Source organism: Pseudomonas sp. EZ-C24 (assembly GCF_014525325.1).
Taxonomy (GTDB): Bacteria; Pseudomonadota; Gammaproteobacteria; order Pseudomonadales; family Pseudomonadaceae; genus Aquipseudomonas; species Aquipseudomonas shirazensis.
Genome location: NZ_JACDIU010000012.1, coordinates 286,963 through 313,889, shown reverse-complemented (window position 1 = coordinate 313,889; position 26,927 = coordinate 286,963). Strand labels below are relative to the sequence as shown.

Sequence of the window (26,927 nt, the reverse complement as noted above, 5' to 3'; positions counted from 1 at the left end):
TACAAGGTGCACTAGTATCCCCTGCTCCAGCCACAGTCACTGTGCCAGCAATTGGCTGAGCACAGCGCGCAGCTTGCCTGGCTTGACCGGTTTGTTCAGCAGCGGTGCCTTCAGCCGCTGCATGGCCCTCAGGCTCTGCTCGCTGCGATCAGCCGTGATCATCACCGCCGGAATCGTGCAGGCGAAGTGCGCCCTGAGGTCGCGAACAACATGGCAACCCGTCAGGCCATGATCAAGGTGAAAATCCGCCAGCACCAGTTCCGGTGGCCGCCCCTGCAGGACTTGCAGCGATTCATGCAGATCCCCTGCGGTCAACACCTCGCAGCCCCACTGGCCGAGCAGTGCCGCCATGCTCTGGCGGATACTCAGCTCGTTGTCCAGCACCAGCAGGCGCCGCCCAGGCAAAGGGTCGCCGACACTAGCCTGCGTAATCGGCAGGCTCGCTGGCGCCGGCTCCTGACTGGAGATAGGCACCTCGATGCTGAACACCGAACCGCGGTCCGGCCAGGAACGTACGCCGATCTTGCACTCAAGGATACGTGCGATCCGCTCGACGATTGCCAGCCCCAGCCCGACACCTTTGCGGTCGGCAGCCCGGCCGACATCCAGCTGGTTGAATTCGAGAAAGATTGACTGCAAGCGCTCGGCGGCGATGCCACGGCCGCTGTCCCAGACTTCGATGCTCAGCTTGTCACCGCGCCGCCGCCAGCCCAGCAGCACCCGCCCCTGCTCGGTGTAACGGCAGGCATTGCTGAGAAAGTTGCGCAGTATCCGCGTCAGCAGGCGCAAATCGGTGCGTATCACCGGCGGACCACCACGCACCCGCAGCGACAGCCCGGCTGCCTCGGCAACCGGCTGAAACTCCGACTCCAGCGGTAACAGCAGATCATCGAGTCGATAACAGTCGAAATCGGGCTGGATGGTCGCGTGATCCAGGCGGGAGATATCCAGCAGGTCGCTGAGCAAGTCTTCAGCGCCTTCCAGTGCCTGGTGCGCACGCTCGACCAGCAGGCCTTCGGCTGCGGCCAGGTCGCGTTCGCGCAAGGTCGAAATCAACAACCTGGCGGCATTCAACGGCTGCAGCAAATCGTGGCTGGCCGCAGCAAGGTACTTGTCCTTGCTCAGGTTGGCAGCCTGCGCGGCGTCGCGCGCCTCGATCAGCTCATTGGTGCGCTCGGCAACCCGCTGTTCAAGCTGGTCATTGAGCTGCTGCAGGCGTGCCTGAGCCTGCTTGCGCTCGGTGATATCCGCCACGAAACCTTCGACCACGCCGGGTTCGTCCGGACGCGACAGCAGGTTCATGAGTACATCGACACTGCTGCCATCACGGCGGCGCAGGCGGGTCTCATAGGCCAGCAAAGCGCGCTCGCGCTGGAGGGTGGCGACGATCTCGGCCAACTCATCGGTGCCCCGATCGAACAGCAAGCTGGCCAGATCGCTGCGCGAGAACAGCAACGCCTGCGCGTGGTCGTAGCCGAGCATGCGCGCCAGCGCCGGATTGGCTGCGCGCATGCCGTCTTCCAGGCTGGCCTGAAAGATGCCGTGCACGGCGTGCTCGAAGAGCCAGGTGTAGCGATTGCGCTCCGCCTCGAGCTCTTCCAGGCGCACCGCCAGCTCAGGGTAGTGGCTCTTGCGCACCGTGTGGTTGGACAACCCCAATAATCCGGCCAGGGCATCGGCGCCAGGCTCAGAGGGCCTCGCCATAGACCACCTCGACATCTCGCAGGCTCGAGCTGCGCGGGTTGGTCAGAATGCACGGATCGCCCATCGCATGGCGCGACAGGAACGGGATATCGCTGCTGCCGACGCCATGCAGGCCAAGGGTTTCGTGAAACCCCACCGCATGCTTCAACGCGATCAGGTGATCGACCAGACGCTTGCGCACCTGTTCATGATTGAGCCCACGACAATCAATCCCCAGCGTCTGCGCAATCACCTTGAAGCGCTCTGGCGCCGCACTGTAATTGAACGCCACCACATGCTCGACCAGCACCGCATTGCATAACCCATGGGGCAGGTCGAGAAACCCGCCAAGGCTGTGCGACATGGCGTGCACGGCGCCAAGAATGGCATTGGAAAACGCCAGCCCCGCCTGCATGCTGCCGAGCATAACCTTTTCGCGCAGGACAATATCGTTGGGGCTGGCGATCATCTGTACCAGATTGCCGTTGATCAGGCGCATCGCTTCCAGCGCATGTGGGTCGGTCAGCGGGCCATGGCCGGTCGACACGAACGCCTCGATGGCATGCACCAGGGCGTCAATGCCGGTGCAGGCGGATAAAAACGGGTCCATGCTCAGGGTTGTTTCCGGATCGATCAACGACACGTCTGGCACCACGGCCTTGCTGACGATGGAAAACTTCATCCGTTGCTGCTGGTTGGAAATGATCACGAACTGCGACACATCCGCTGAGGTGCCTGCTGTTGTAGGGATCAAAATAAGCGGCGGGCTCGGCACGCGAATGGTGTCGACCCCTTCGAATTCGAGGATATGCCGGCCATGGGCGACGACGATGCCGATGCCCTTGGCGCAGTCCATAGGGCTGCCGCCACCGACGGCGACGATCACGTCGCACTGTTCGCTGCGGTAGCGCTCGGCGCCGGCCATGACTTCTTCAACGCGAGGATTGGGCGAGACATCGGTAAGCAGGCAGTAGTCGATACCCTGCCCCTGAAGACTGGCCTCGACGTCGGCGACCCAGCCGGCAGCCAGCACGCCGGGGTCACTGACCAGCAGTACCTTGCGCGCGCCGAAGGTCCGCGCATAGTTGGCAACGTGATGCCTGCAGCCGGCACCAAAAATGATTTCCGGGGAAACGAACTTGCGCAACTGGCTCGGATTCGCGCTCATGCAACGCCTATTGTTCTTTTTGAAGGTGAAGCTCAGCCTAAAGCATCCTGAAGGGTTTGCAATCGGATCGGCGCGCCCTCGCAGCGGCCTGCTATCGCGGAAAGGGCCGCGTAGCGGCCCCAGAAGATTCAGCGGTTGGCGAAATACATCGTGACTTCAAAACCAATACGCAGATCAGTGAACGCGGGCTTTTTCCACATGGGTTCATCCTCTTCTGGCACCACAGGATTGCGGTGCGTCTATTGATACACCGTTTCCGGTGTAATGCCATTGCTACTTTAGAACCGGTTGTTACCGCAGGTTCAGAAGAACCCGAGCGGGTTGATGTCGTAGCTGACCAGCAGGTTCTTGGTCTGCTGATAGTGGTCGAGCATCATCTTGTGCGTTTCGCGGCCCACGCCAGACTTCTTGTAGCCACCGAACGCCGCATGCGCTGGATACAGGTGGTAGCAGTTGGTCCAGACTCGCCCAGCCTTGATCCCGCGGCCCATGCGATAGGCGCGGTTGATATCACGCGTCCAGACCCCGGCGCCCAGGCCGAACTCGGTATCGTTGGCAATTGCCAGCGCCTCGGCCTCATCCTTGAAGGTGGTCACGCTGACTACCGGGCCGAAGATTTCCTCCTGGAACACGCGCATGCCGTTGTGGCCCTTGAGCAGGGTCGGCTGCAGGTAGTAACCGCCAGCGAGCTCACCTTCAAGCCGCTCGACCTGACCGCCGGTGAGCAGCTCGGCGCCTTCCTGCTCGGCAACTTCGAGGTAGGTAAGAATCCGGTCAAACTGTTGCTGCGAAGCCTGCGCGCCGACCATGGTCTCGGTGTCGAGCGGGTTGCCACGCTTGATCTTGCGGATCTTCTCCAGCACTACCTGCATGAACTGCGGATAGATCGATTCCTGCACCAGCGCCCGCGATGGGCAGGTGCACACTTCGCCCTGGTTGAAGAACGCCAGCACCAGCCCTTCGGCGGCTTTTTCGATAAAGGCCGGTTCGGCCTGGAGAATATCTTCGAAAAAGATGTTCGGCGACTTGCCACCCAGTTCCACAGTGGACGGAATGATGTTCTCGGCAGCGCACTTCATGATGTGCGAGCCCACCGGGGTGGAACCGGTAAAGGCGATCTTGGCGATGCGTTTGCTGGTGGCCAGCGCCTCGCCCGCTTCGCGGCCATAGCCGTGGACGATATTGAGCACACCGGCGGGCAGCAGATCGCCTACCAGCTCTGCAAGCAAAGTGATCGATTGAGGCGTCTGCTCGGCAGGCTTGAGGATTACGCAGTTACCGGCAGCCAGCGCCGGGGCGAGTTTCCAAGCGGCCATCAGCAGCGGGAAGTTCCACGGAATGATCTGCCCGACCACCCCCAACGGCTCATGCAGGTGGTAGGCCACGGTGTTCTGGTTGATCTCGGCCGCGCCGCCTTCCTGAGCTCGGATGCACCCGGCGAAGTAGCGGAAATGGTCGGCGGCCAACGGCACATCGGCGTTGAGCGTTTCGCGGATTGGCTTGCCGTTGTCCCAGCTCTCGGTGATCGCCAGCTGTTCGAGGTGCGCTTCGATGCGGTCGGCGATCTTCAGAAGAATCAACGCACGGTCCTGTACCGACGTATGCCCCCAGGACTCGGCCACTGCGTGCGCTGCATCCAGTGCAGCGTCGATGTCCTCGGCGCCTGAGCGCGGGAATTCGGCAATCGGCTGGCCATTGACTGGCGAGGTGTTGGTGAAGTACTCGCCCTTGATCGGCGGCACGAACTGACCGTTGATGTAGTTACCGTAGCGCAGCTTGAACTGCACTAGGGCTCCGGCGGTGCCGGGAGCGGCGTAAATCATGAAAGCCTCGACTGTCCATGGCCCGTCGGCGCGACAGGCAATGAGCCGATACTAAGCAGTGCGAAGGCCTGCTTGAATGATGCGAAGGGCGAAACGCTGTGCTTCCTTGGTCGCAGGTCGGCGGCGGATCCTTGGTACTGAGTGGGAGCGGTTGCAGGCATGCGCCGTGCCTGCGACCGCGCGCCGTGTTCAGGCGTCCTTGAACTGCGCCTCGCGCTTGCCGATAAACGCCGCCATGCCTTCTTTCTGGTCGTGAGTCGCAAAGGCTGCATGGAACACCCGACGCTCGAAGCGCACACCTTCGCTGAGGGTGACTTCAAAGGCACGGTTGACGCTCTCCTTGACCATCATGCTGATCGGGATCGACTTGGCGGCGATGCTTGCCGCCACCTTCAAGGCTTCTTCAAGCAACTCGGCCTGAGGGATGACGCGTGCCACCAGCCCTGCGCGTTCGGCTTCCTCGGCGCCCATCAAGCGACCGCTCAGACACAGTTCCATGGCTTTAGCCTTGCCCACGGCGCGGGTCAGGCGTTGGGTGCCACCCATGCCCGGCAACACGCCGAGGTTGACTTCTGGCTGACCGAACTTGGCGTTGTCGGCGGCGAGAATGAAGTCGCACATCATCGCCAGCTCACAGCCACCGCCCAGGGCAAAACCAGACACCGCGGCGATGATCGGCTTGCGCCGGTTGGCGATCCGATCGGACTCGCTGAACAGATCGTCAAGGTAGATCTGCGGGTAGCTGAGCTCGGCCATTTCCTTGATGTCGGCACCCGCAGCAAAGGCCTTGGCTGAACCGGTGAGGACCACGCAGCCGATCTGTGGGTCTTGCTCCAACTGGTCCAGCGCCTGGTTGATCTCGGCGATGATCTGCGCGTTAAGGGCGTTCAGCGCCTGCGGCCGGTTAAGGGTGATCAGGCCGACCTTGCCGTGGATGTCCAGCAGTATGGTTTCGAATGCCATGCAGGTTGCTCCTTCAAAGGTTGCGCGCAATGACCATGCGCTGAATGTCGCTGGTGCCTTCGTAAATCTGGCAGACACGCACGTCGCGGTAGATCCGCTCCAGCGGGAAGTCGCTCAGATAGCCATAACCGCCGAGCGTCTGCAAGGCATCCGAGCAGACCTTTTCGGCCATTTCCGAGGCGAACAGCTTGGCCATCGAAGCCTCCTGCAACGCCGGCCGGCCGGCGTCGCGCAACGCTGCGGCGTGCAGCACCATCTGCCGGGCGACGGCGACGCGGGTGGCCATGTCGGCCAGGCGAAACGCCACGGCCTGGTGCTCGATTAGTGGCTTGCCGAAGCTTTGCCGCTCGCGGGCGTAGTCACGCGCTACCTCGAAAGCCGCGCGAGCCATGCCGACCGCTTGCGAGGCAATACCGATGCGCCCGCCTTCGAGGTTGGCCAGGGCAATCTTGTAGCCCTGACCCTCCTCGCCCAGACGATTGGCCAGCGGTATGCGCACATCGTCGAAGACGATCTGGCAAGTGTCGGAGGCATGCTGACCGAGCTTTTCCTCGACCCGAGTAACCTGGTATCCAGGCGCATCGGTAGGCACGATGAACGCACTGATACCACGCTTGCCGGCAGCCGGGTCGGTGACAGCAAACACGATCACCACCCCGGCATTTTGGCCGGAGGTAATGAACTGCTTGCTGCCGTTGAGTACATAGTGGTCGCCATCCAGCCGTGCTCTGGTTTTCAGGCTACTGGCGTCAGAGCCGGCCTGCGGTTCGGTCAGGGCAAAAGCGCCCAGCATGGCGCCGCTGGCCAGCGGTTGCAAAAACTGCTGCTTCTGTTGCTCGCTGCCGAACTTCAGGATTGGCACGCAGCCCACCGAGTTGTGCACGCTCATGATCGTCGAGCAGGCGCCATCGCCGGCGGCGATTTCTTCCAGCGCCATGGCGTAGGCGACGTAGCCGGTATCGCTGCCGCCCCATTGCTCGGGCACCAGCATGCCGAACAGACCAAGCTCGGCCATCTCGGCAATCGCCTCACGGGGGAAGCGGTGCTCCTTGTCCCACTGTTCGGCAAACGGTTTGAGCCGCTCCTGGGCGAAATCTCGTACCGCATCGGCAATTTGTTGTTGCTCGTCAGTTACCAGCATGGTTCACCTCAGTACAGACATTCAACGGCCATCGCAGTCGCTTCGCCACCGCCAATGCAGATCGCAGCCACACCACGGCGCAGGTTGTTCTGGCGCAGAGCCGATAGCAGGGTCACCAGAATCCGCGCGCCAGAGGCACCGATCGGGTGGCCGAGCGCGCAGGCGCCGCCGTGGACATTGACCTTGTCATGGGGCAGATCGAGTTGCTGCATGGCTGCCAGAGTGACCACGGCGAAGGCCTCGTTGATCTCGAACAGATCCACTTCGGCCAAGCTCCAGCCGGTGCGTTTGAGCAACTTGTCGATGGCACCGATGGGGGCAGTGGGGAACAGTGCCGGTGCATCGGCGAACGCTGCATGGCCGTGGATTACCGCCAGCGGGGTGAGGCCGCGTTGCTCTGCCTGCGAGCGACGCATCAGCACCAGTGCCGCCGCGCCATCGGAGATCGAGCTTGAGTTGGCTGCGGTCACGCTGCCGCCCTCGCGAAATGCCGGGCGCAACTGCGGGATCTTGTCCAGACGCGCCTTGGGCGGCTGTTCGTCGTCGCTGATCAGCCGCGTCTGCTTGCCTTCGGTCACTTCAACGGCAACGATTTCAGCAGCGAAACGGCCCTCTTTGATCGCTGTTTGCGCGCGGGTCAGCGAGGCGATGGCGAAGGCATCCTGGGCCTCGCGGCTAAAGCCACCGGCCTGGGCACAGTCTTCGGCGAAGGTGCCCATCAGGCGGCCTTTGTCGTAGGCATCTTCGAGGCCGTCGAGGAACATGTGGTCGAGCATCCGACCATGGCCCATGCGGTAGCCACTGCGGGCCTTGTCCAGCAGGTACGGTGCATTGCTCATGCTTTCCATGCCGCCAGCCACCACCACATCGGCGCTGCCGGCCAGCAGCAGATCGTGGGCCATGATGGTGGCCTGCATCCCTGAGCCACACATCTTGTTCAGCGTGGTGCAGGTGGTACTTTTATCCAGCCCTGCACCCAAGGCAGCCTGACGCGCCGGGGCCTGACCCAGGCCGGCTGGCAGTACGCAACCAAACAACAACTGGTCGACACTGGCCGGCTCGACACCGGCTCGCTCGACGGCGGCACGAATTGCCGCGGCGCCCAGTTGCGGTGCAGTCAGGCTCTTCAGATCGCCCTGCAAGCCGCCCATGGGCGTGCGCACGGCACTCACAATGACAATTGGATCGTTGGCGAGGGTCATCTGTGCTTCTCCTTAGCGGGCAGCCATGCGCAGGGCGCCGTCGAGGCGGATCACCTCACCGTTGAGCATGCTGTTTTCAATGATGTGCAGGGCCAACGCGGCGTACTCTTGGGGGCGACCGAGGCGCGGTGGGAACGGCACGCCGGCGGCCAGCGAGTCGCGCACCTCCTGAGTCATGCCGGCCATCATCGGCGTTTCAAAGATGCCTGGGGCAATGGTCATCACGCGGATACCAAAACGTGCCAGTTCGCGTGCTGCCGGCAGCGTCAGGCTGGCAACCGCCCCCTTGGATGCGGCGTAGGCGGCCTGGCCGATTTGCCCATCATAGGCAGCCACCGACGCGGTATTGATGATCACACCGCGCTCGCCATCTGCATCCGCCGCGGTATCGGCAATAGCCGCAGCGGCCAGGCGCAGCATATTGAAGCTGCCGAGCAGATTGACGTTGATGACCTTGGCAAAACTCGCCAGGCCATGCGGCCCTTGCTTGCCGAGGATTTTTTCAGCGCCGACGATACCGGCGCAGTTGATCAGCCCGTGCAGGCTGCCAAAGGCAGCGACTGCCGCAGCGACTGCAGCCTGGGCGGCCTGCTCATCACAGATATCAGCAACCGTGAAGCGGGCATTGTCGCCGAGCTCACTGGCCTTGGCCGAAACCGCCTCGGCATTGAGGTCGACCAGCATTACTCGAGCGCCAGCCTGGACCAGCGACTGCGCGGTGGCAGCGCCGAGCCCGGAGGCTGCACCGGTAACAATGAAATTTTTGCCTTGTACATGCATGGGTAGGTTCCTTGCTGGTTCGACCGCAAGAAGCCCGGTATGGACCGGGCAGGCAATGCGCATCGTCGGACTGCTTGGTTATTGTTGATGTGCGGTCCGACGATGTTCGCGCCGCTATGCCCAGCCGGCAATGGCCAAAAGCGTCAACTCGGTTGACTGGTCTGAACGGTCACTCCTGAGCCGGCGAGGTACTGCTCAGGCGCGTCGCGTCCTGCTCCAGCGCTTCACGGGTCAGTTCAAGGCTCAAGGCCTGCAGTGCAGCTTCACGGGCATCAAGCAAATCCTGCCAGCGCTGGGTGTAGTCCTGGCTGGTCAGTTGCTCACGCTCCTGATCCAGTTGCTCGCCTTGCGCTGCATATTCGGCGATGAGCGCATCGAACGTGGTTTCATGGCGCTCCCGCAGGTAGGCTTGCCAGAAGTCCCGCTGACTCAGGCTAGCTTCAGCCTCTGGCAGCAGGTGCTTCGCCCGCACAAGCTGGGTCGCCAGATCAAATGCACAACGCGCATCCTCTGCCAGGGCTGACGCAGCGCGTGCGTCCAGTACCTCATCCAGATGAGTCTGGTAGGCTTTGCCTACATCTACCTGACGGCAAACCTCGACGATACGTGCGTGGTCTCTGCTCACAACCTACACGCCTGCCCCAGTGGCCTGCACGGCCGGATAGACCAGACCAGTGCCCTCGTAAAACGACTCATCTCTCGCGAAGTTCTGCAGTAACCTTTGCAGGGCGGGTTCGCTGACCAGATAAGGTCCGTCGCTCGGCAAGCTGCCAGGATTGAGGGGTGAAATGACGGCGCACGACCTGCCAACACGCCTGGTTCAGGTCCACTGCCAACTCCATCTGGATTGCCAGAGCACGCTCGAGCCTGAGACTGGCAAAATCGTGCAACGGTAAACCCGGGCAAGCAAAGCCGCCATCTGCGTCTGGCTGTGCATGTGCTCGCCATAGGCATCGCGCAGGGCACAGAGGTGCGTGGCAGAAGCCCGCCTCAGCCAGTCCGCAAGGATAGTCCCGATGAACTGATCAGTCGCTTGTTCGATTTTTGCAGGGAGGATGGCATGCGGCCTGGGACTGGATCCTGAAGTCGGAATCCAGCAACCATGGGGCGTGGCGCCTCGAAATTGCAGGGGAAATCAGGGACTGGAGTGGCGGCCTAGGATCAGCGTCCGGTAATGTCCCGGATTGCAGCCAAACCATTTGCGAAACGCTTTATAAAAAGAGCTGGAATCAGCAAAGCCCAAGCGTTCGGCGACTTCATCCAGCGCGACGCCCGGATCGGTCAGCCAGGCTGTTGCCAGCTCGCGCCGCGCACTGTCCTTCAAGCCTTGGTATGTCTGTCCTTCTTCCGCCAGACGCCGACGCAAGGTCGAAGCGGACAGATGCAGTTGCCGCGCCAGGCTGTCGGCATCCAGCCAGTCAGCTGGCGGCAGCCGCAACAGGTCACTGCGGATGCGCCGCGCCAGGCTGTCCGGATCGCGATACCTGACCAGAATATTGCCGGGCGCTTCACCAAGAAAACGTTGCAGGTCATCCGCGCTGCGCTTGACCGGCCATTGCAGGCACTCACTGGAAATCACCATACGTGTGCGCGGTCGGTCGAAGTGCAGGCTCTGCGAGAACATGACGCGGTAGTCGTCGCAGAACGGCGGTTCGCTGCAGCGCAAATCTATGGCCAGGATCGGGATACGGCGCCCGGCCAGCCAGCACGCTACGCCATGCACTATCATCCACAAGGTGAAATAGGTAAAAGCGCGACGAGGCGCCTGCAGCGGCTCCTGGATCACGATCTCCGCCAACCCGTGCTCGCCAGCCAATGCCGGCCGCAAGTCTTCAAGCATCAGTGCAAGAAAATCCAGAACGGTGTGCAGGCCCGCTCCGACAGTGGGCTGCAACATGCTCGCTCGGCAGACAAAAGCGAGACTGCCACGGCGCAGCCCACGCGCATCCATCGCGAAAAACTCATCATTGCAACGACGTGCCAACAGCCGCCACAGACGTGCATAGGCCTGAGCAGGCACCCGCGCCTCGGCTTGCCCCAATTGCTTGGCATCGATGCCCGCGCGCGCCAGCAACGCATGGTCGGCGATCTTGTCTGTGCTTGTCTGCAGCAACGCTTCGCGCACCAGCTGCATGGAAATAGTGTCTTTCTCGCTCATTGTCTGTCCGTAACAGGCTGCTGGCGTCTTAGACCGGCAGTAGAAAAAACCGTCGATTGCCACTCTGAGCTGTAACTGACTGACCCTGCCGGTCTCTCAGGGGGCAACGGCAAGTTCGATAAAGGCCTGGATCAAGCGCAACTCACGACGCCGCTCGAGGCAACCCAGCATGTGTTGATTAAGCAACCCGTCGCCGGCCAGCGGCCGAGCCACCACCCGCGGATCATGCGCGACTTCCATCGACGAGACGATGCCAATACCCAGTTGCGCCGCAACTGCCTCGGTTACCGCCTCGCGGCTGTCCAGCTCAAGCAGCACCCGCGGCTGCAGCCCCGCCTGAGCGCAGGCGCGGTCAAACGTGCGGCGGGTAATTGAAGTAGGCTCGCGCAACACCATGATCTGTTTGTCCAGAGCCTCCAGCGGCAGCGCCTGAGCAGCTGCAGTTGCCGCCCATCGGTGCGCAACCGGCAGCAATGCGCATAGTTGCGACTGGCCAAGGCTACGCAGATAGAGCCCCTTGCGCGGCTCAACTTCGGTAAGCACTGCGACATCGGCATGTTCGCTAAGTAGTGCCGCCAACGTTTCCTGAGCGTTGCCCAAGCGCAGGTTGACGGTGATACCGGGATAACGAGCGCGTAACTGGGCAAGCATTGGCATGACCCGGTGCGGCCCATCGGCGGCCACCTCCAGGCGCCCGGTCAACAACTGGCGGTTGGCCTCAAGCATAGTCTGCGCCTCTTCGGCCAGGCCGAACATCGCGCGGGTAATGGCCGCCAGCCGCGTGCCTTCTTCAGTCAGTTCCACCCGTCGGGCGGTACGCCGCAGCAAGGTGATCTGGTAGTGCTCCTCCAGCGCCTTGACGTGCCCGGTCACAGCCGGCTGGCTGATGAACAGACGTGCTGCGGCGCGGGTAAAGCTGCCTTCACGGGCAACAGCATCAAACGCACGTAACTGGAACAGGTTCATAGCTATCGGCCTGACTTATGGCTGGCATAACAACAAACAATTTGATTGATAGCACGCCCAATTGCAACCTTGATCTCGCAGTCTCAGCCCACCGCTTGCGAGGATTCACGCAATGAGCAATGCCCCGATTCTGCTGACCCCAGGCCCCCTCACTACCTCTCTGCGCACCCGCCAAGCGATGCTGGTGGACTGGGGTTCCTGGGACCGTGATTTCAACCAACTTACCGCCAGCGTCTGCGAACAGTTGTTAGCCATTCTCGATGCCAGCGCCAGCCATCACTGCGTACCGTTGCAAGGCAGCGGCACCTTCGCCGTAGAAGCGGCCATCGGCACACTGGTACCGCGCGACGGCAAGGTGCTGGTGCTGATCAACGGCGCCTACGGTCAGCGCCTGGCCAAAATCTGCAAAGTGCTTGGCCGTCGTTACAGCACCTTCGAAACCGCCGAGGACCAGCCCACTACCGCCGCCGATGTCGAACGGCTGCTGGCAGCAGATGCCGAACTTACCCACGTGGCGCTGATCCACTGCGAGACCAGCACCGGCATCCTCAACCCGCTCAAAGCCATCGCCGATGTAGTGCATAGCCATGGCAAACACCTGATCATCGATGCGATGAGCTCGTTTGGCGCATTGCCGATCGACGCTCGAGAAGTGCCGTTCGAAGCGCTGATCGCCGCTTCCGGCAAATGCCTTGAGGGCGTCCCCGGGATGGGCTTCGTGTTCGCGGAAAAAACCGCCTTGGCAGCCGCCGAGGGTAACTGCCAATCGCTGGCCATGGACCTGTACGACCAGCATGCCTACATGGCCAAGACCGGCCAGTGGCGTTTTACCCCGCCTACCCACGTGGTCGCCGCCCTGCACGAGGCACTCAAGCAATACACCGAAGAAGGCGGCCTGCAGGCCAGACACCAGCGCTACGCCGACAACTGCCGGACGTTGCTCGACGGTATGGCGGCGATCGGCCTGCGCAGCTTCCTCCCGGCTGCCATTCAGGCGCCGATCATCGTCACCTTCCATGCACCGGATGATCCACGCTACCGATTTCAGGACTTCTACGAACGGGTCAAGGCCAAAGGCTTCATCCTCTACCCGGGCAAGCTGACCCAGGTCGAAACCTTCCGCGTTGGCTGCATCGGTGCCGTCGGTGCGCAGGGCATGCAGGCAGCAGTCGATGCCGTGGCCCAGGTGCTGCGGGAAATGCAGGTGCACACCAGCAGTCAACTCTTGAGCGAGGCTCTGTGACATGAACTACACCAACCCAACCCGCCTGCAAGCCGCCATTCTTGACTGGGCGGGCACCGTGGTCGACTTCGGCTCGTTCGCGCCCACGCAGATCTTTGTTGAGGCGTTCGCCGAGTTCGACGTCGAAGTGTCCATTGAAGAGGCCCGCGGGCCGATGGGCATGGGCAAGTGGGACCATATCCGCACCTTGTGCGATCAGCCGGCAATTGCCGAACGCTACCGCAAGGTATTTGGCCGCACGCCAAGCGATGACGACGTGACCGCCATTTATCAACGCTTCATGCCACTGCAAATCGACAAGATCGCCGTGCACTCGGCATTGATCCCCGGCGCACTGCAAACGCTGACTGGGCTACGTGCAGATGGCCTGAAGATTGGCTCGTGCTCGGGTTACCCCAAGGTAGTCATGGACAAGGTGGTCGAGTTGGCCAAGTGCAACGGCTATGTTGCCGACCATGTGGTAGCGACCGATGAAACGCCCAATGGCCGCCCTTGGCCGGCGCAGGCGCTGGCCAATGTGATTGCCTTGGGCATCGATGACGTCGGTGCTTGCGTCAAGGTTGATGACACCGTGCCAGGTATCCTCGAAGGCCGCCGCGCCGGTATGTGGACAGTGGCGCTGGTCTGCTCAGGGAATGCCTTGGGGCTGACCTGGGAGGAGTACCAGGCGCTGGATGCGGGCACACTCGCGCGTGAACGGCAGCGGATTCACGCACTGTTTGAAAGCGCGCGACCGCACTACCTGGTCGACACCATCAACGACCTCCCCGAGGTCGTTGCCGATATCAACCAGCGCCTGGCCAAAGGCGAAATGCCCCAGTCCGCGTAGGAGCGGCGTTATACCGCGCGGTTGAGCTTCACCCAGGCTGCAAACTTGTCGATGAATGCCTGCAGGAACGGCCGAGTCTTGTCATTGAGCTTGCCGGCATCATCGAACAGGGTCGCCGCCCCGCCGATATATGCCTCGGGCATCTGCATGCATGGCATATCGAGGAACACCAGGCACTGGCGCACCGCATGGTTGGCGCCAAAGCCACCCACTGCACCGGGCGAAACGCTCACCACAGCCGTTGGCTTGCCGCCCCAGGCACTTTGCCCATAAGGCCGCGAGCCAACGTCAATGGCGTTCTTCAAGCAACCGGGCAGCGAGCGGTTGTACTCCGGTGTGACGAACAGCACCGCGTCACTACGCTTGATCTCGTCACGAAAACGCTGCCAGGGCTGCGGCGCACCGGCACTCTCTACATCTTCGTTGTACAGCGGCAAATCGCCGATCTCGATGATCTTCAAGCTGAGGCTGGAGGACGCCAGCTCACCCAGGGCCTTGGCCACCTTGCGATTGTAGGAATCCTTGCGCAAGCTGCCGACTACAACTGCTACCGAATACACCTGGCTCATGGCGTTTTACAACCTCTGCTGGTTGATGGAGTTAGTAGTTATAGATGACCGTGTTTCGCCGCCGAGGTTTTTTTCCCATTGCAAGAAAACTTCCCGGCGGTTTCACTGGTCTATGACTGCAGACATTTCTCCAATTTTTCAGAGGTTTCCCCCCAAAATGGCAGCAGTACTGGTCGGCCAATTTCACGCCCGTGACGCCGAAGGCCGAATCTACCCCGTGCACGAATTCCAGGAATCGACCTTTCAGGACGACGGCAGTGCCCATGGTGAACCGATTACCAGCTATCGACTGGCTATTGGCGATCGCGTTCGGCACCTGGGTGAAGATCGCTTCGAGCTGACCCAGAGTGGCGTCGAGATCATCCGCATTCCTTGATTCAGCCTTGCGGCAACCAGCAGGCCACGGAGGGCCCGCATGCAGGCCTGATCAGGCCTCGCTCAGACTCTGCCACAGCGCCGGGCCGCCGGCAGACTTGGCCACCGCCGCGAGACGCTGAGCATGCGCCTCCAGCTCTTCAGCAGAAGCCATCAACACAGGCTGCGGCTGACGCCCGACGATCCGGCGAATCTCACTGCCGTCACTGTCCCTTCCCTCCTCGCCATCAGCACCATGCCCGGCCAGCGACAGGCTGGTCTGGCCACCGGTCATGGCCAGGTAGACATCCGCCAGCAATTCCGAGTCGAGCAACGCGCCGTGCAGCTCACGTCCGGAGTTGTCGATACCGTAGCGTTTGCACAAGGCGTCGAGGCTGTTGCGCTGGCCTGGGTGGCGCGAACGCGCCAGCATCAGGGTATCGAGGATGCCGCAGTGTTTGGAGATATCGGCGCGATCATGCTGGCCAAGCAGGGCGAATTCGTTGTTTATGAAGCCAACGTCAAACGCCGCGTTGTGGATGACCAGCTGCGCGCCCTGAATGAAGTCGAAGAACTCGTCAGCCACTTCAGCGAAGCGCGGCTTGCCGATCAGGAATGCGTCGGTGATGCCGTGGACGCCAATCGCGCCCTCGTCACTCTCGCGGTCAGGCTGCAGATAAACATGGAAATGGCGCCCGGTCAGGCGCCGGCCCAGCACTTCGACGCAACCGATTTCGATGATTCGATGACCCTCGCCAACCGGCATGCCGGTAGTTTCGGTATCGAGGACGACGTATCGGGTGTTCTGCTGCTCCACGGGCGGTGGCTCCAACTGCTACGACAAAAAAGAGCCGGGAGTATACCCCAGCGTCGGATTACTTGTGACGCGCGCGAACTTCGTCGACGCCGCGGTTGGCCAACTGGTCGGCGCGTTCGTTGCCATGATGGCCGATATGCCCGCGCACCCACTTCCAGGTGACCTTGTGCCGGTTGACCTGCTCGTCTAGCTCGCGCCACAGGTCGGCGTTTTTCACCGGCTCCTTGGCCGCGGTCTTCCAGCCGCGCTTCTTCCAGTTGGCCATCCACTCGTTGATGCCTTTCATGACGTACTGCGAGTCGGTGGTCAGCACAACCTCGCATTCACGCTTGAGCGCCTTGAGGCCCTCGATGGCCGCCATCAGCTCCATGCGGTTGTTGGTGGTCTCCAGCTCGCCACCCCAGAGTTCCTTTTCGACGCCCTTGTACACCATCAGCACGCCCCAGCCGCCAGGGCCCGGATTGCCCTTGCAGGCGCCGTCGGTAAACATCTCGATGCTTTCTTCGCTCATGTACTGCCTTAATTCGCTGTAATTTATCGACCCGGATGATGGTCGCGGTTGGCCGGGTCGCGATTGACCTTGGCCAGGGGCAGCGGCAGCAGTTTGCCCATCGGCTCACGCCGGGCCGGTTGCAGTGGCCGCAGGCCGACTACCATCTTGCGCGCTATCAGCAGGTAGACGCCGCCACCTGACATCTGCCAGCCACCGGCTACCCGCTCCCACCCGGTGAGGCGCTGCTGCCAGGCTGGTGAAGCAAGCGGCGGACGATAACAGCCGAAGCGGCGTTTCTCCAGCGCAAAGCCGAGCAGGTTGAGCCAGTCACCGACCCGCGACGGCGGGATGCAACGTGCCTTGCGCAAGGCGCCTTTGCTGAACAGGTGGCGCATGCCCCAACTGCTCCATGGGTTGATACCGACGATCAGCAGATGGCCACCCGGACGCACCGCACTGGCGGCTTGGCGCAGCAGGCCGTGAGGCGACAGGCTGAAGTCCAGCCCGTGCTGCAGCACCACGACGTCCGCCGCATGTTCGGCGAGCGGCCAGGCCTGTTCTTCGCAGACGATTTCAACCCCTGGCAACGGCGCACCGAGGCGCACATTGCGATGCACCTGCTTGGCATGCGGCGGCGCCTCCGCCCCTGGCCCGTAATGCACCAGATAACCACCAAAAAAACGCGCGAGTTCAGTTTCAAGCAACTTTTCTTCTTCGCGCAGCATCAACTGCCCAACAGGGCCTTGAAACCATTCGCGGGCCAGGCTGATCAGCTCGACCCATTCAGGGTCGGCCTGGGCAAAGGCTTGGTCGGTCATTGCGTCTTCCCTCCAAGGTTCTCCCGCCGCACCATCGCGGCTAAGATGCCCTTATGTCCCACGGCAGATGATTCGGATCCGCACATGATACAGATCGATGCACTACCCGCTTTCTCTGATAACTACATCTGGTTGTTACAGGATACTGCCAAACGCCAGTGTGCGGTGGTCGATCCTGGTGACGCCCAACCGGTACTGGACTGGCTTGAGGCCAACCCAGGCTGGGAGCTGAAGGATATCCTCATCACCCACCATCACCACGATCATGTCGGCGGCGTTGCCGAGCTCAAGCGAGCCACCGGGGCGCGGGTCAGCGGCCCGGCCAGCGAGCAGATCCCAGGCCGTGACCTGGCGCTCGAGGACAATGCCCAGGTCACCGCGCTGGGGCTGACCTTCGAGGTGCTGGCGATGCCCGGGCACACCCTTGGCCACATCGCCTTTTATACCGCACAGACGCCGACACCCGTGCTGTTCAGTGGCGACACGCTGTTTGCCGGCGGTTGCGGCCGTTTGTTCGAGGGCACGCCTGCGCAGATGCACAACTCGCTTGAGCGCCTCGCCGCCCTGCCTGACGCCACCGAGGTCTACTGCGCCCATGAATACACCCTGAGCAACCTGCGCTTCGCCAAGGCCGTCGAACCGAGCAATTCGGATGTGCTCGCGCGCTTTGAGGAGGTGACCAGACTGCGCGCAGATGAGCGCATAACGCTGCCTTCCAGCATTGGCCTGGAACGCCTCACCAACCCTTTTTTGCGTACCGCAGAAACATCCGTTAAACAAAAAGCAGACGAATGGAAGGGACATTCAAACGAAGGCCAAGCTGCTGTTTTTGCTGCCTTGAGGTCTTGGAAAGACGGCTTCTGATAACCTCAAGATATATCGTAATTGAGGGGCAAAGGTTGACCCGGGCAAAAGCGGTTCCTAGAATCGCCCAACTTTTTCACCCGGATACCTGCCCCAGCCGATGCCTTCCAGTAGCCGCAGAACCTCGCAATCCGTCGCTTTGACGCGCCTCGCACAGATCAGTGCGCTGGCCCTGGCTGCCACTTTGGTGGGCTGCCAGAGCACCCGTCAGGTAGATGAATCCGAAAGCGTTCGCGCGCACAACTATCAGGCCCGGATCAAGCACAAGCCGGCCCCGTTGATCATGGCCAAGCCCAAGCAGCAGGCGCCCCAGGATGTCTGGGAACGCATGCGCCAGGGCTTCGCGCTGCAGGACACCATCGACGTCAATCCGCGCATCGAGCAACAGCGCCTGTGGTTCGCCAGCAACCCGCGTTTCGTTGAAACCGCCGGCGAGCGCGGCAGCCTGTACCTGCATTACATCGTCGAGCGCCTCGAAGAACGTGACATGCCGCTGGAGCTGGCCCTGCTGCCAGCGATCGAGAGCGCCTACAACCCGATGGCGTATTCCCGTGCCCATGCGGCCGGCATGTGGCAGTTCATCCCCTCGACCGGGCGCCACTTCAATCTGCGCCAGACCAACTTCTACGATGGCCGCCGCGACGTCAAAGCATCGACCAACGCTGCACTGGATTATCTGAGCCGTCTGCACGACATGTTCAACGGCGACTGGCTGCTGGCCCTGGCGGCCTACAACGCCGGTGAAGGCACCGTCAGCCGCGCTATCGAACGCAACGAAAAACTCGGCCTGCCGACTGATTACTGGAACCTGCCGCTGCCGCAGGAAACCCGCGACTACGTGCCCAAGCTGCTGGCCCTGTCGCAGGTGGTATCAACGCCTGAATCGTATGGCGTCAACCTCAACCCGATCGCCAACGAACCGTACTTTGCCGCCGTCGCCATCAATGACCGCCTCGACCTGTCGCGGGTCGCAGCCTTTGCCGATATCGATGAAGACGAGCTGATCCAGCTCAACCCGGCATTCAAGAAGCGCATGACGGTCGACGGCCCGCAACAACTGCTGGTGCCGACTGCCAAGGCGCAGTTGCTCTCGGCCAGCCTGTCCAACCTGAACCCTGAACAGTTGCTCAGCCTGCAACCACGCAAGGCCGTGTTCGAAGCCGCTGTCGCCGAAGCCAGCGCACCGGCCACGCGCAGCTACCGAGTCAAGCGCGGTGACAACCTGGGCAGCATCGCCAAGGCCAACCGGGTTTCGGTCAAGGATATCCAGCGCTGGAACAAGATCTCCGGCAATCGCCTCAAGGCCGGCCAGGTCCTGGCCATGCGCGGTGGCAATGCGCCCTCTGCAGCCGCCAACCGGGTTGCTTCGGCCAAGCAGCGCTCGACTCAGTACAAGGTCCGCAAGGGCGATTCACTGTACCTGGTGGCCAAGCGTTTCAACGTCGAAATGCAGCACCTCAAGCGCTGGAATCCGCGCAGCGGGCATGCCCTCAAACCAGGCCAGACCCTGACCGTCTACCTCGGCCATTGATCCTCCCGGGGCTGTCACCCAGCCCCGCTTGCAGCCCCCTCTCGCATCACTCTTTTTCCAATCCCGCCAAGCTGTTACTGTAGCCCGACCAAAGCCCAACGCCTTCTGGATCGGATGCCGATTTGATACGTCCCCTCCTGCTGTCCTTCAGCCTGGCCTTGAGCTTCCCCGCCGCCGCCACCGTCAGCGAGAGCCACGGTTACGCGCAGTTCGGCACGCTCAAATACCCAGCCACATTCACCCACTTCGATTGGGTCAACCCGCAAGCGCCCAAGGGCGGAACCTTGCGGGCCATGGCATTTGGCACGTTCGACACGCTCAACCCCTACACCTTCAAAGGGTCGAGCCCGGTCACAACGCCAAACTTCCTGCAATACGGTGTCAGCGAGCTGAACGAGACGCTTATGGTCGGTACGGGGATGTACGATCCGTCCGGCGATGAGCCAACCTCAAGCTATGGCCTGATTGCGCGCTCGGTCGAGTACAGCGAAGACCGCAGCTGGGTGGTGTTCAACCTGCGCCCAGAGGCACGCTTTCACGACGGCAAGCCGATCACCTCGGCGGACGTGGCGTTCTCCTATCGCACCCTGCTCAAGGACGGCCACCCGCTGTACCGCACCAACCTGCAGGAAGTGCAGCGAGTCGACATTCTCGGGCCGTTGCGCATTCGCTTCGTGTTCAAGCGTGCCGGCAACCCGTTGTTGATCCTGCGTCTGGGTGAGATGCCGGTACTGCCCAAGCATTACTGGCAGAAGCGCGACTTCAAGGCCACCACCTTCGAGCCACCGCTGGGCAGCGGGCCCTATCGCATCACCGAGGTGCAGCCGGGGCGGCGCCTGGTATTCAAGCGGGTCAAGGATTACTGGGGCAAGGACCTGGCGGTCAATCGCGGCAAGTACAACTACAACCGCGTCGAATATGAGTTCTACCGCGACGCCACGGTCGCCTTCGAAGCGTTCAAGGCCGGCGAGTTCGACATCTACATCGAACATCAGGCGAAGAACTGGGCCAACAGCTACAACTTCCCTGCAGTGCGCCGTGGCGAGGTGATCAAGGCGCAGATCCCGCACCGCATCCCGACCCAGACCCAAGGGCTGTTCATGAACAGCCGCCGCGCCACGTTCAGCGACCCGCAAGTACGCCAGGCGCTGGGTTTGATGCTGGATTTCGAGTGGACCAACCGCGCCCTGTTCAGCAGCGCCTATCGGCGCTCGACCAGTTATTACCCAAACAGCGAGTTTGCTGCCAGCGGCCTGCCGACCGGCAAGGAGTGGCTGCTGCTGGCGCCGTTCCGCGACGAACTGCCGGCCAAGCTGTACACCGAGCCCTACCAGGTCAGCCATACCGACGGCAGCGGCGTCAGCCGCCAGACCTTGCGCGAGGCCCTGGCCCTGCTGGGCAAAGCCGGCTGGAAGCTGGACGGCCAACGCCTGGTGGACGCCAAGGGCAAGCAGTTCCAGATGGAGTTGTTGCTGGTGAACCCCAATCTAGAACGGATCCTGCAACCTTATGTCGAAAATCTGGCGAGCATTGGCATCGATGCGCGCTTGCGCACGGTAGACCGCGCCCAGTACAAACAACGGCTGGACCAGTTTGATTTCGACATGATCCTGATGACCCTGAACCAGACCCTCAGCCCAGGCCTCGAGCAATGGCTGTACTTCCATTCCAGCCAGGCTTCGACCAAGGGCAGCAAGAACTATGCGGGGGTCAAAGATCCGGTGGTCGACCACCTGCTCGACACCCTGCTCGCTGCCCGCACCCGCGATGACCAGGTCGCCGCCGCGCGTGCGCTGGACCGGGTGCTGTCGTGGCATTACTACATGATCCCCAACTGGTATCTGGACAATCATCGCCTGGCCTACCGCAATCGGTTCGCCTTCGTCACCACGCCGCCCTACACCCTGGGCCTGAACAGCTGGTGGCTCAAGACTTCGGAGAAAGCCAAATGATGCCGCACCGCCTGCGCCAACTGGCCGGCAGCCTGCTGCTAGCCTGCCTGAGCCTTCCCGTGCTGGCTGCCCCGCAGCACGCCTTGACCCTGTATGACGAGCCGCCCAAGTATCCGGCCAGCTTCAAACACTTCGACTACGTCAACCCAGATGCGCCCAAAGGCGGCACCTTTCGCCAGTCCGGCTTTGGCGGTTTCGACAGCCTCAACCCGTTCATCAACAAAGGCGTGGCTGCAGAAAACGTCGGCAGCATCTACGACACGCTGATGCGCCAGAGCCTGGACGAGCCGTTTACCGAGTACGGCCTGGTTGCCGGCAAGATAGAGAAGGCCCCGGACAACAGCTGGGTGCGCTTCTACCTGCGCCCGGAAGCACGTTTCCATGACGGCCACCCCATGCGTGCCGATGACGTGGTCTGGACCTTCAACACGTTGGTCAGCCAAGGCGCCCCGCTGTACAAGGTGTACTACGGTGACGTCGCCGAGGTCATTGCCGAAGACCCGCTGAAAGTGCTGTTCAAGTTCAAGCACAAGAACAACCGTGAGTTGCCGCTGATCCTTGGCCAACTGCCGGTACTGCCCAAGCACTGGTACGAAAACCGCGAATTCAACCGTGGCAACCTGGAAATTCCTTTGGGCAGCGGTCCCTACCGGGTTGCCGAGGTCAAGGCCGGTCGTTCGGTACGTTTCGAGCGGGTCAAGGACTATTGGGCCAAGGACCTGCCGATCAACCGCGGCATGTTCAATTTCGACGTCATGACCTTTGACTATTACCGCGACAGCACCGTTGCCCTTGAAGCGCTCAAGGCCGGCCAGTTCGACTACAACCTGGAGGTGGCGGCAAAGAACTGGGCAAACGCCTACAACGTGCCCGCCGTACGCGAAGGCCGCCTGATCAAGGAAGAGCTGCCCAACGGCAACCCGACCGGTATGCAGGGCTTTGTCTTCAACCTGCGCAAGCCAATGTTCCAGGACGTGCGCGTGCGCAAGGCGCTGAGCCTGCTGCTCGACTACGAGTGGACCAACAAGCAGCTGTTCAACGGTGCCTACACCCGCACCAGCAGTTACTTCGAGAACTCCGACATGGCGGCCACGCAGCCGGCCACGCCGGATGAACTGAAAATCCTCGAGCCGCTGCGCGGCAAGATTCCCGAGCAGGCCTTTACCGAGGTGTTCAAGAACCCGGTCAGCGACGGCAGCGGCATGATCCGCGAGCAGCAACGTCAGGCCTACAAGCTGCTGCAGGAAGCGGGCTGGAAAATCGTCGACGACAAGATGGTCGACGCCCAGGGCAAGCCGGTGGTGATCGAGTTTCTGCTCGCACAGACGGAGTTTGAACGCGTGCTGTTGCCGTTCAAACGCAACCTGGCAGACCTCGGCATCGAGCTGACCCTGCGCCGGGTCGAGGTGCCGCAGTACATCAACCGTCTGCGCTCGCGCGACTTCGACATGATCGTCAGCGGCTTCCCCCAGTCCAGCTCGCCGGGTAACGAACAGCGCGAGTTCTGGACTTCGGGCGCCGCCGACAACCCCGGTAGCCGCAACTTCATAGGCCTGCGCGACCCGGCCATTGACCAACTGGTCGAGCAACTGATCAACGCCGACTCACGTCAGAGCCTGATCAACCACGCCCGCGCCCTCGACCGCGTGTTGCAGTGGGGCTACTACGTGATCCCCAACTGGCACATCAAGACCTGGCGGGTGGCCTACTGGAACCACATCGGCCACCCCAAGGTCTCGCCCAAGTACGATGTCGGCATCGACACCTGGTGGATCAAGCCTGATGTGAAACCGGCCGTGACCACGCAGCCTGCGCCAGAGACCACGCCGAGCGAGGCCAACTGACATGCTCGCCTATATCCTGCGGCGCTTGCTGCTGATCATCCCGACCCTGTTCGGCATCCTGGTGATCAACTTCATCATCGTCCAGGCCGCGCCCGGCGGCCCGGTCGAGCAGATGATCGCCAAACTCGAAGGCTTTGACGGCGCGACCAGCCGCATCGCCGGCGGCGGCGCCGAAGTCTCGGTGGCCGGCTCCAACTACCGCGGCGCACAGGGCCTGGACCCGGCGCTGATCGCTGAAATCGAACACATGTATGGCTTCGACAAGTCCGCCCCGGAGCGCTTGTGGATCATGGTCAAGAACTATGCCCAGCTCGACTTCGGCGACAGCTTCTTCCGTGATGCCAAGGTCATCGACCTGATTGCCGAAAAGATGCCGGTGTCGATCTCGCTCGGGCTGTGGAGCACGCTGATCATGTACCTGGTGTCGATCCCGCTGGGGATCGCCAAGGCGGTGCGCCACGGCAGCCACTTCGATGTCTGGACCAGCTCGGCGATCGTGGTCGGCTATGCCATCCCTGCGTTTCTGTTCGCCATTCTGCTGATCGTGCTGTTCGCCGGCGGCAGTTACTTCGACTGGTTCCCGTTACGCGGGCTGACCTCGAACAACTTCGACGAGCTGTCCACCACTGGCAAGATCCTCGATTACTTCTGGCACCTGGTGCTGCCGATCACTGCACTGGTGATCGGCAACTTCGCCACCATGACCCTGCTGACCAAAAACAGCTTCCTCGATGAGATCAACAAGCAGTATGTGGTCACCGCCAAAGCCAAAGGCCTGAGCCGGCAGCGGGTGCTCTACGGGCATGTGTTCCGTAACGCCATGCTGCTGGTGATCGCCGGCTTCCCTTCGGCATTCATCGGCATCTTCTTCACCGGCTCGTTGCTGATCGAGGTGATCTTCTCCCTCGACGGCCTTGGCCTGATGAGTTTCGAAGCGGCGATCAACCGCGATTACCCGGTGGTCTTCGGCACCCTGTTCATCTTCACCCTGCTCGGGCTGGTGGTGAAACTGATCGGCGACCTGACCTACACCCTGGTCGATCCGCGCATCGACTTCGCCAGCCGGGAGAATTGACCAATGGCCCTGTCCCCGCTCAATCGACGGCGCTTCGAGCGCTTCAAGGCCAACCGCCGAGGCTGGTGGTCGCTGTGGCTGTTCCTGATCCTGTTCGGCCTGAGCCTTGGCGCCGAGCTGATCGCCAACGACAAACCGATTGCCGTGCGCTACGACGGCGAGTGGTACTTCCCGGCGTTCAAGCGCTACCCCGAGACCACCTTTGGCGGTGAATTCCCGCTCGAAGCCAACTACAAGAGCCCTTACATCCGCGATCTTCTGGAGAAGAAAGACAGCTTTGTGCTGTGGGCGCCGATCCCGTTCAGCTACCAGAGCATCAACTACGACTTGAAGGTGCCAGCCCCCGCGCCGCCCTCGGCGGACAACTGGCTGGGCACCGATGACCAGGGCCGCGATGTCATGGCGCGGGTGATCTACGGCTTCCGCGTTTCGGTATTGTTTGCCCTGACCCTGACCATCCTCAGCTCAATCATCGGCGTCATTGCCGGGGCTCTGCAGGGCTTTTATGGTGGCTGGGTCGACCTTGCCGGCCAGCGCTTCCTGGAGATCTGGTCAGGCTTGCCGGTGCTTTACCTGCTGATCATTCTGGCCAGTTTCGTCCAGCCCAACTTCTGGTGGCTGCTGGGGATCATGTTGCTGTTCTCGTGGATGAGCCTGGTCGATGTAGTCCGCGCCGAATTCCTGCGTGGGCGTAACCTGGAGTATGTGCGCGCGGCGCGCGCCCTGGGCATGCGCAACGGCGCGATCATGTACCGGCACATTCTGCCCAACGCAATGATCTCGACCATGACCTTCATGCCGTTCATCCTCACCGGCGCCATCGGTACCCTGACCGCGCTGGACTTCCTCGGCTTTGGCCTGCCCGCCGGTTCACCGTCGTTGGGTGAGCTGGTTGCCCAGGGCAAATCCAACCTGCAGGCACCATGGCTGGGCATCAGTGCCTTCGCCGTGCTGGCCGTGATGCTCAGCCTGCTGGTGTTTATCGGCGAATCCGCCCGCGACGCCTTCGACCCGAGGAAATGACATGAGCGAACCTAACCTGATCGAAGTCCGTGATCTTGCGGTCGAGTTCCTCAGCGGTGACCAGGTCAACCGCGTTGTCGATGGCATCAGTTTCGACATCCGCAAGGGCGAGACCCTGGCCCTGGTCGGCGAGAGCGGCTCGGGCAAGTCGGTCACTGCCCACTCGATCCTGCGCCTGTTGCCCTACCCACTTGCGCGCCACCCCAGTGGCAGCATCGAGTATGGCGGCAAGGACATGCTCAAGCTTGGCGAAAAGCCAATGCAGCGCATCCGTGGCAACCGCATCGCAATGATCTTCCAGGAGCCGATGACCTCGCTCAACCCGCTGCACTGTATCGAGAAGCAGATCAACGAGATCCTGCTCCTGCACAAGGGTTTAACCGGCAAGCAGGCGACGGCGCGCACCTTGGAACTGCTCGACCTGGTCGGCATCCCTGAACCGCACAAGCGCCTCAAGGCGCTGCCGCATGAGCTGTCCGGCGGCCAGCGCCAGCGGGTGATGATTGCCATGGCCCTGGCCAACGAGCCGGAACTGCTGATCGCCGATGAACCGACCACTGCGCTCGACGTCACCGTACAGCTGAAGATTCTTGATCTGCTCAAAGAGCTGCAGGCACGACTGGGCATGGCCCTGCTGCTGATCAGCCATGACCTCAACCTGGTAAGGCGCATCGCCCACCGTGTTTGCGTGATGCAGCAAGGCAAGATCGTCGAGCAGGCCGAGTGCACGACGCTGTTCACCGCCCCGCAGCATCCCTATACGCAGATGTTGATCAACGCCGAACCCAGCGGCCAGCCTGCGGCCAACCCGCTTGGGGCGCCGCTGCTGGAGGTGGATGATCTGCGCGTCTGGTTCCCGATCAAGAAAGGCCTGCTGCGGCGTACGGTAGACCACGTCAAGGCAGTCGACGGGATCAATTTCAGCCTGCCCCAAGGGCAGACCCTGGGCATCGTTGGCGAAAGCGGCTCGGGCAAATCGACCTTGGGCCTGGCGATCCTGCGGCTGATCTCGAGCCAGGGCGACATCCGTTTTCACGGGCAAAACCTGCAGGGCATGAACCAGCAGGAGGTACGGCCGCTGCGGCGAGAAATGCAGGTGGTGTTTCAGGACCCGTTCGGCAGCCTCAGCCCGCGCATGAGTGTCGCCGATATCGTCGGCGAAGGCCTGCGCATTCATCGCATCGGCACCGCCCAAGAGCAAGAGGCGGCGATCATTGCCGCGCTGCAGGAAGTAGGCCTCGATCCGGCCACCCGCCACCGCTATCCCCATGAGTTCTCCGGGGGCCAGCGTCAACGCATCGCCATCGCTCGCGCGCTGGTGCTCAAACCGGCGTTGATTCTGCTCGACGAGCCAACCTCTGCGCTTGACCGCACCGTGCAGCGGCAGGTAGTGGAGCTGTTGCGTTCGTTGCAGCTCAAATACAACCTGACCTACCTGTTCATCAGTCATGACCTAGCGGTGGTCAAAGCGCTGAGTCATCAGCTGATGGTGATCAAACAGGGGCAGGTGGTGGAACAAGGCGACGCGCGGGAGATCTTCCATGCGCCGCAGCATCCCTACACCCGGCAGCTGCTGGAAGCGGCGTTTCTGGAGGTCGAGCCGGCTGCCTGATGGCGTGCCGGCGCTACCG

General features: G+C 61.9%; 25 protein-coding genes. 10 read left to right on the top strand and 15 right to left on the bottom strand.

What is annotated here, in order from left to right; all coding sequences use genetic code 11:
- Window positions 1-36: 36 nt before the first annotated feature.
- The 11 genes from IDM28_RS08165 to IDM28_RS08115 all read right to left on the bottom strand — a co-directional run bounded on the left by IDM28_RS08165 (window position 37) and on the right by IDM28_RS08115 (window position 11,884).
- A complete protein-coding gene (locus IDM28_RS08165; protein ID WP_150569660.1) occupies window positions 37-1,704 on the bottom strand; it encodes a NahK/ErcS family hybrid sensor histidine kinase/response regulator in 1,668 nt (555 codons plus the stop codon).
- Window positions 1,688-2,851, bottom strand: a complete 1,164-nt coding sequence (ercA, locus tag IDM28_RS08160) for an alcohol dehydrogenase-like regulatory protein ErcA (RefSeq protein WP_101318300.1) — start codon at window positions 2,849-2,851, stop codon at window positions 1,688-1,690. The genes IDM28_RS08165 and ercA overlap by 17 nt, the downstream gene beginning before the upstream one ends.
- A gap of 128 nt (window positions 2,852-2,979) precedes the next feature.
- Complete coding sequence (gene pqqA / locus IDM28_RS08155; RefSeq protein ID WP_009394664.1) at window positions 2,980-3,051, bottom strand: pyrroloquinoline quinone precursor peptide PqqA; 72 nt, start codon at window positions 3,049-3,051, stop codon at window positions 2,980-2,982.
- 102 nt (window positions 3,052-3,153) lie between these two features.
- Window positions 3,154-4,674: an aldehyde dehydrogenase family protein gene (locus IDM28_RS08150; protein WP_150569662.1), complete on the bottom strand. Its 1,521-nt coding sequence runs from the start codon at window positions 4,672-4,674 to the stop codon at window positions 3,154-3,156.
- Between the two features lie 189 nt (window positions 4,675-4,863).
- Window positions 4,864-5,637, bottom strand: a complete 774-nt coding sequence (locus IDM28_RS08145) for an enoyl-CoA hydratase (protein WP_101318296.1) — start codon at window positions 5,635-5,637, stop codon at window positions 4,864-4,866.
- A gap of 13 nt (window positions 5,638-5,650) precedes the next feature.
- Complete coding sequence (locus IDM28_RS08140; protein ID WP_101318294.1) at window positions 5,651-6,778, bottom strand: acyl-CoA dehydrogenase; 1,128 nt, start codon at window positions 6,776-6,778, stop codon at window positions 5,651-5,653.
- Between the two features lie 8 nt (window positions 6,779-6,786).
- A complete protein-coding gene (locus IDM28_RS08135) occupies window positions 6,787-7,980 on the bottom strand; it encodes an acetyl-CoA C-acyltransferase (RefSeq protein ID WP_181108347.1) in 1,194 nt (397 codons plus the stop codon).
- A 12-nt stretch (window positions 7,981-7,992) separates the two neighbouring features.
- Window positions 7,993-8,760: an SDR family NAD(P)-dependent oxidoreductase gene (locus IDM28_RS08130; RefSeq protein ID WP_150569664.1), complete on the bottom strand. Its 768-nt coding sequence runs from the start codon at window positions 8,758-8,760 to the stop codon at window positions 7,993-7,995.
- A gap of 169 nt (window positions 8,761-8,929) precedes the next feature.
- Window positions 8,930-9,385 carry a hypothetical protein gene (locus IDM28_RS08125; protein ID WP_150569665.1) on the bottom strand — a complete coding sequence of 152 codons (456 nt, stop codon included), beginning with the start codon at window positions 9,383-9,385 and terminating at the stop codon, window positions 8,930-8,932.
- A gap of 510 nt (window positions 9,386-9,895) precedes the next feature.
- The gene (locus IDM28_RS08120) at window positions 9,896-10,918 is read right to left on the bottom strand and encodes an AraC family transcriptional regulator (RefSeq protein WP_150569666.1); all 1,023 of its coding nucleotides are present in this window, start codon (window positions 10,916-10,918) and stop codon (window positions 9,896-9,898) included.
- 96 nt (window positions 10,919-11,014) lie between these two features.
- On the bottom strand, window positions 11,015-11,884 hold the full coding sequence (locus IDM28_RS08115) for a LysR substrate-binding domain-containing protein (protein WP_188035682.1): 870 nt from the start codon (window positions 11,882-11,884) through the stop codon (window positions 11,015-11,017).
- Between the two features lie 112 nt (window positions 11,885-11,996).
- Between IDM28_RS08115 and IDM28_RS08110 the strand changes: the two genes are divergently transcribed.
- Together IDM28_RS08110 and phnX are read left to right on the top strand one after the other, a co-directional pair.
- Entirely contained in the window at window positions 11,997-13,127 is a 1,131-nt protein-coding gene (locus tag IDM28_RS08110; RefSeq protein ID WP_150569668.1) for a 2-aminoethylphosphonate--pyruvate transaminase, read from the top strand.
- 1 nt (window position 13,128) lies between these two features.
- The gene (gene phnX, locus IDM28_RS08105) at window positions 13,129-13,956 is read left to right on the top strand and encodes a phosphonoacetaldehyde hydrolase (RefSeq protein WP_101318280.1); all 828 of its coding nucleotides are present in this window, start codon (window positions 13,129-13,131) and stop codon (window positions 13,954-13,956) included.
- A gap of 8 nt (window positions 13,957-13,964) precedes the next feature.
- On the opposite strand, the gene IDM28_RS08100 is transcribed toward phnX, so the two are convergent.
- Window positions 13,965-14,525: an NADPH-dependent FMN reductase gene (locus tag IDM28_RS08100; protein ID WP_101318278.1), complete on the bottom strand. Its 561-nt coding sequence runs from the start codon at window positions 14,523-14,525 to the stop codon at window positions 13,965-13,967.
- A gap of 157 nt (window positions 14,526-14,682) precedes the next feature.
- Between IDM28_RS08100 and IDM28_RS08095 the strand changes: the two genes are divergently transcribed.
- Window positions 14,683-14,901: a hypothetical protein gene (locus IDM28_RS08095; RefSeq protein ID WP_101318276.1), complete on the top strand. Its 219-nt coding sequence runs from the start codon at window positions 14,683-14,685 to the stop codon at window positions 14,899-14,901.
- Between the two features lie 51 nt (window positions 14,902-14,952).
- On the opposite strand, the gene dnaQ is transcribed toward IDM28_RS08095, so the two are convergent.
- The 3 genes from dnaQ to IDM28_RS08080 are packed head-to-tail and all read right to left on the bottom strand — an operon-like array spanning window position 14,953 to window position 17,007.
- Window positions 14,953-15,696: a DNA polymerase III subunit epsilon gene (gene dnaQ, locus IDM28_RS08090; RefSeq protein WP_224785558.1), complete on the bottom strand. Its 744-nt coding sequence runs from the start codon at window positions 15,694-15,696 to the stop codon at window positions 14,953-14,955.
- 58 nt (window positions 15,697-15,754) lie between these two features.
- The gene (gene rnhA, locus IDM28_RS08085; protein WP_101318230.1) at window positions 15,755-16,207 is read right to left on the bottom strand and encodes a ribonuclease HI; all 453 of its coding nucleotides are present in this window, start codon (window positions 16,205-16,207) and stop codon (window positions 15,755-15,757) included.
- Window positions 16,208-16,230: 23 nt separating this feature from the next.
- Window positions 16,231-17,007: a class I SAM-dependent methyltransferase gene (locus tag IDM28_RS08080; protein ID WP_101318228.1), complete on the bottom strand. Its 777-nt coding sequence runs from the start codon at window positions 17,005-17,007 to the stop codon at window positions 16,231-16,233.
- Window positions 17,008-17,091: 84 nt separating this feature from the next.
- Here IDM28_RS08080 and gloB point away from each other — a divergent pair, with 84 nt between their 5' ends.
- The 7 genes from gloB to IDM28_RS08045 all read left to right on the top strand — a co-directional run bounded on the left by gloB (window position 17,092) and on the right by IDM28_RS08045 (window position 26,908).
- Window positions 17,092-17,871, top strand: coding sequence for a hydroxyacylglutathione hydrolase (gene gloB, locus IDM28_RS08075; protein WP_181108340.1), 780 nt, complete (start codon window positions 17,092-17,094; stop codon window positions 17,869-17,871).
- Window positions 17,872-17,971: 100 nt separating this feature from the next.
- A complete protein-coding gene (locus IDM28_RS08070; RefSeq protein ID WP_188035681.1) occupies window positions 17,972-19,402 on the top strand; it encodes a lytic transglycosylase domain-containing protein in 1,431 nt (476 codons plus the stop codon).
- A 122-nt stretch (window positions 19,403-19,524) separates the two neighbouring features.
- On the top strand, window positions 19,525-21,354 hold the full coding sequence (locus tag IDM28_RS08065; RefSeq protein ID WP_150569672.1) for an extracellular solute-binding protein: 1,830 nt from the start codon (window positions 19,525-19,527) through the stop codon (window positions 21,352-21,354).
- Window positions 21,351-23,198 carry an extracellular solute-binding protein gene (locus IDM28_RS08060; RefSeq protein WP_188035680.1) on the top strand — a complete coding sequence of 616 codons (1,848 nt, stop codon included), beginning with the start codon at window positions 21,351-21,353 and terminating at the stop codon, window positions 23,196-23,198. Before IDM28_RS08065 ends, IDM28_RS08060 begins: the two co-directional genes overlap by 4 nt.
- 1 nt (window position 23,199) lies before the next feature.
- On the top strand, window positions 23,200-24,273 hold the full coding sequence (locus IDM28_RS08055; RefSeq protein ID WP_101318219.1) for a microcin C ABC transporter permease YejB: 1,074 nt from the start codon (window positions 23,200-23,202) through the stop codon (window positions 24,271-24,273).
- A 3-nt stretch (window positions 24,274-24,276) separates the two neighbouring features.
- Complete coding sequence (locus tag IDM28_RS08050) at window positions 24,277-25,296, top strand: ABC transporter permease (RefSeq protein ID WP_101318217.1); 1,020 nt, start codon at window positions 24,277-24,279, stop codon at window positions 25,294-25,296.
- A gap of 1 nt (window position 25,297) precedes the next feature.
- Window positions 25,298-26,908: an ABC transporter ATP-binding protein gene (locus IDM28_RS08045; RefSeq protein WP_101318214.1), complete on the top strand. Its 1,611-nt coding sequence runs from the start codon at window positions 25,298-25,300 to the stop codon at window positions 26,906-26,908.
- The last annotated feature ends 19 nt before the right edge of the window (window positions 26,909-26,927 follow it).

What these genes read in the sequence shown, in the direction of transcription:
- IDM28_RS08095 (WP_101318276.1), top strand. Translation starts at nt 14,683, where the DNA reads ATGGCAGCAGTACTGGTCGGCCAATTTCACGCCCGTGACGCCGAAGGC.
- IDM28_RS08080 (WP_101318228.1), bottom strand. Translation starts at nt 17,007, where the DNA reads ATGACCGACCAAGCCTTTGCCCAGGCCGACCCTGAATGGGTCGAGCTG.
- ercA (WP_101318300.1), bottom strand. Translation starts at nt 2,851, where the DNA reads ATGAGCGCGAATCCGAGCCAGTTGCGCAAGTTCGTTTCCCCGGAAATC.
- gloB (WP_181108340.1), top strand. Translation starts at nt 17,092, where the DNA reads ATGATACAGATCGATGCACTACCCGCTTTCTCTGATAACTACATCTGG.
- IDM28_RS08120 (WP_150569666.1), bottom strand. Translation starts at nt 10,918, where the DNA reads ATGAGCGAGAAAGACACTATTTCCATGCAGCTGGTGCGCGAAGCGTTG.
- IDM28_RS08140 (WP_101318294.1), bottom strand. Translation starts at nt 6,778, where the DNA reads ATGCTGGTAACTGACGAGCAACAACAAATTGCCGATGCGGTACGAGAT.
- IDM28_RS08110 (WP_150569668.1), top strand. Translation starts at nt 11,997, where the DNA reads ATGAGCAATGCCCCGATTCTGCTGACCCCAGGCCCCCTCACTACCTCT.
- IDM28_RS08100 (WP_101318278.1), bottom strand. Translation starts at nt 14,525, where the DNA reads ATGAGCCAGGTGTATTCGGTAGCAGTTGTAGTCGGCAGCTTGCGCAAG.
- IDM28_RS08145 (WP_101318296.1), bottom strand. Translation starts at nt 5,637, where the DNA reads ATGGCATTCGAAACCATACTGCTGGACATCCACGGCAAGGTCGGCCTG.
- IDM28_RS08115 (WP_188035682.1), bottom strand. Translation starts at nt 11,884, where the DNA reads ATGAACCTGTTCCAGTTACGTGCGTTTGATGCTGTTGCCCGTGAAGGC.
- IDM28_RS08070 (WP_188035681.1), top strand. Translation starts at nt 17,972, where the DNA reads ATGCCTTCCAGTAGCCGCAGAACCTCGCAATCCGTCGCTTTGACGCGC.
- IDM28_RS08055 (WP_101318219.1), top strand. Translation starts at nt 23,200, where the DNA reads ATGCTCGCCTATATCCTGCGGCGCTTGCTGCTGATCATCCCGACCCTG.
- IDM28_RS08060 (WP_188035680.1), top strand. Translation starts at nt 21,351, where the DNA reads ATGATGCCGCACCGCCTGCGCCAACTGGCCGGCAGCCTGCTGCTAGCC.
- IDM28_RS08045 (WP_101318214.1), top strand. Translation starts at nt 25,298, where the DNA reads ATGAGCGAACCTAACCTGATCGAAGTCCGTGATCTTGCGGTCGAGTTC.
- IDM28_RS08050 (WP_101318217.1), top strand. Translation starts at nt 24,277, where the DNA reads ATGGCCCTGTCCCCGCTCAATCGACGGCGCTTCGAGCGCTTCAAGGCC.
- IDM28_RS08135 (WP_181108347.1), bottom strand. Translation starts at nt 7,980, where the DNA reads ATGACCCTCGCCAACGATCCAATTGTCATTGTGAGTGCCGTGCGCACG.
- IDM28_RS08165 (WP_150569660.1), bottom strand. Translation starts at nt 1,704, where the DNA reads ATGGCGAGGCCCTCTGAGCCTGGCGCCGATGCCCTGGCCGGATTATTG.
- IDM28_RS08150 (WP_150569662.1), bottom strand. Translation starts at nt 4,674, where the DNA reads ATGATTTACGCCGCTCCCGGCACCGCCGGAGCCCTAGTGCAGTTCAAG.
- IDM28_RS08130 (WP_150569664.1), bottom strand. Translation starts at nt 8,760, where the DNA reads ATGCATGTACAAGGCAAAAATTTCATTGTTACCGGTGCAGCCTCCGGG.
- phnX (WP_101318280.1), top strand. Translation starts at nt 13,129, where the DNA reads ATGAACTACACCAACCCAACCCGCCTGCAAGCCGCCATTCTTGACTGG.
- rnhA (WP_101318230.1), bottom strand. Translation starts at nt 16,207, where the DNA reads ATGAGCGAAGAAAGCATCGAGATGTTTACCGACGGCGCCTGCAAGGGC.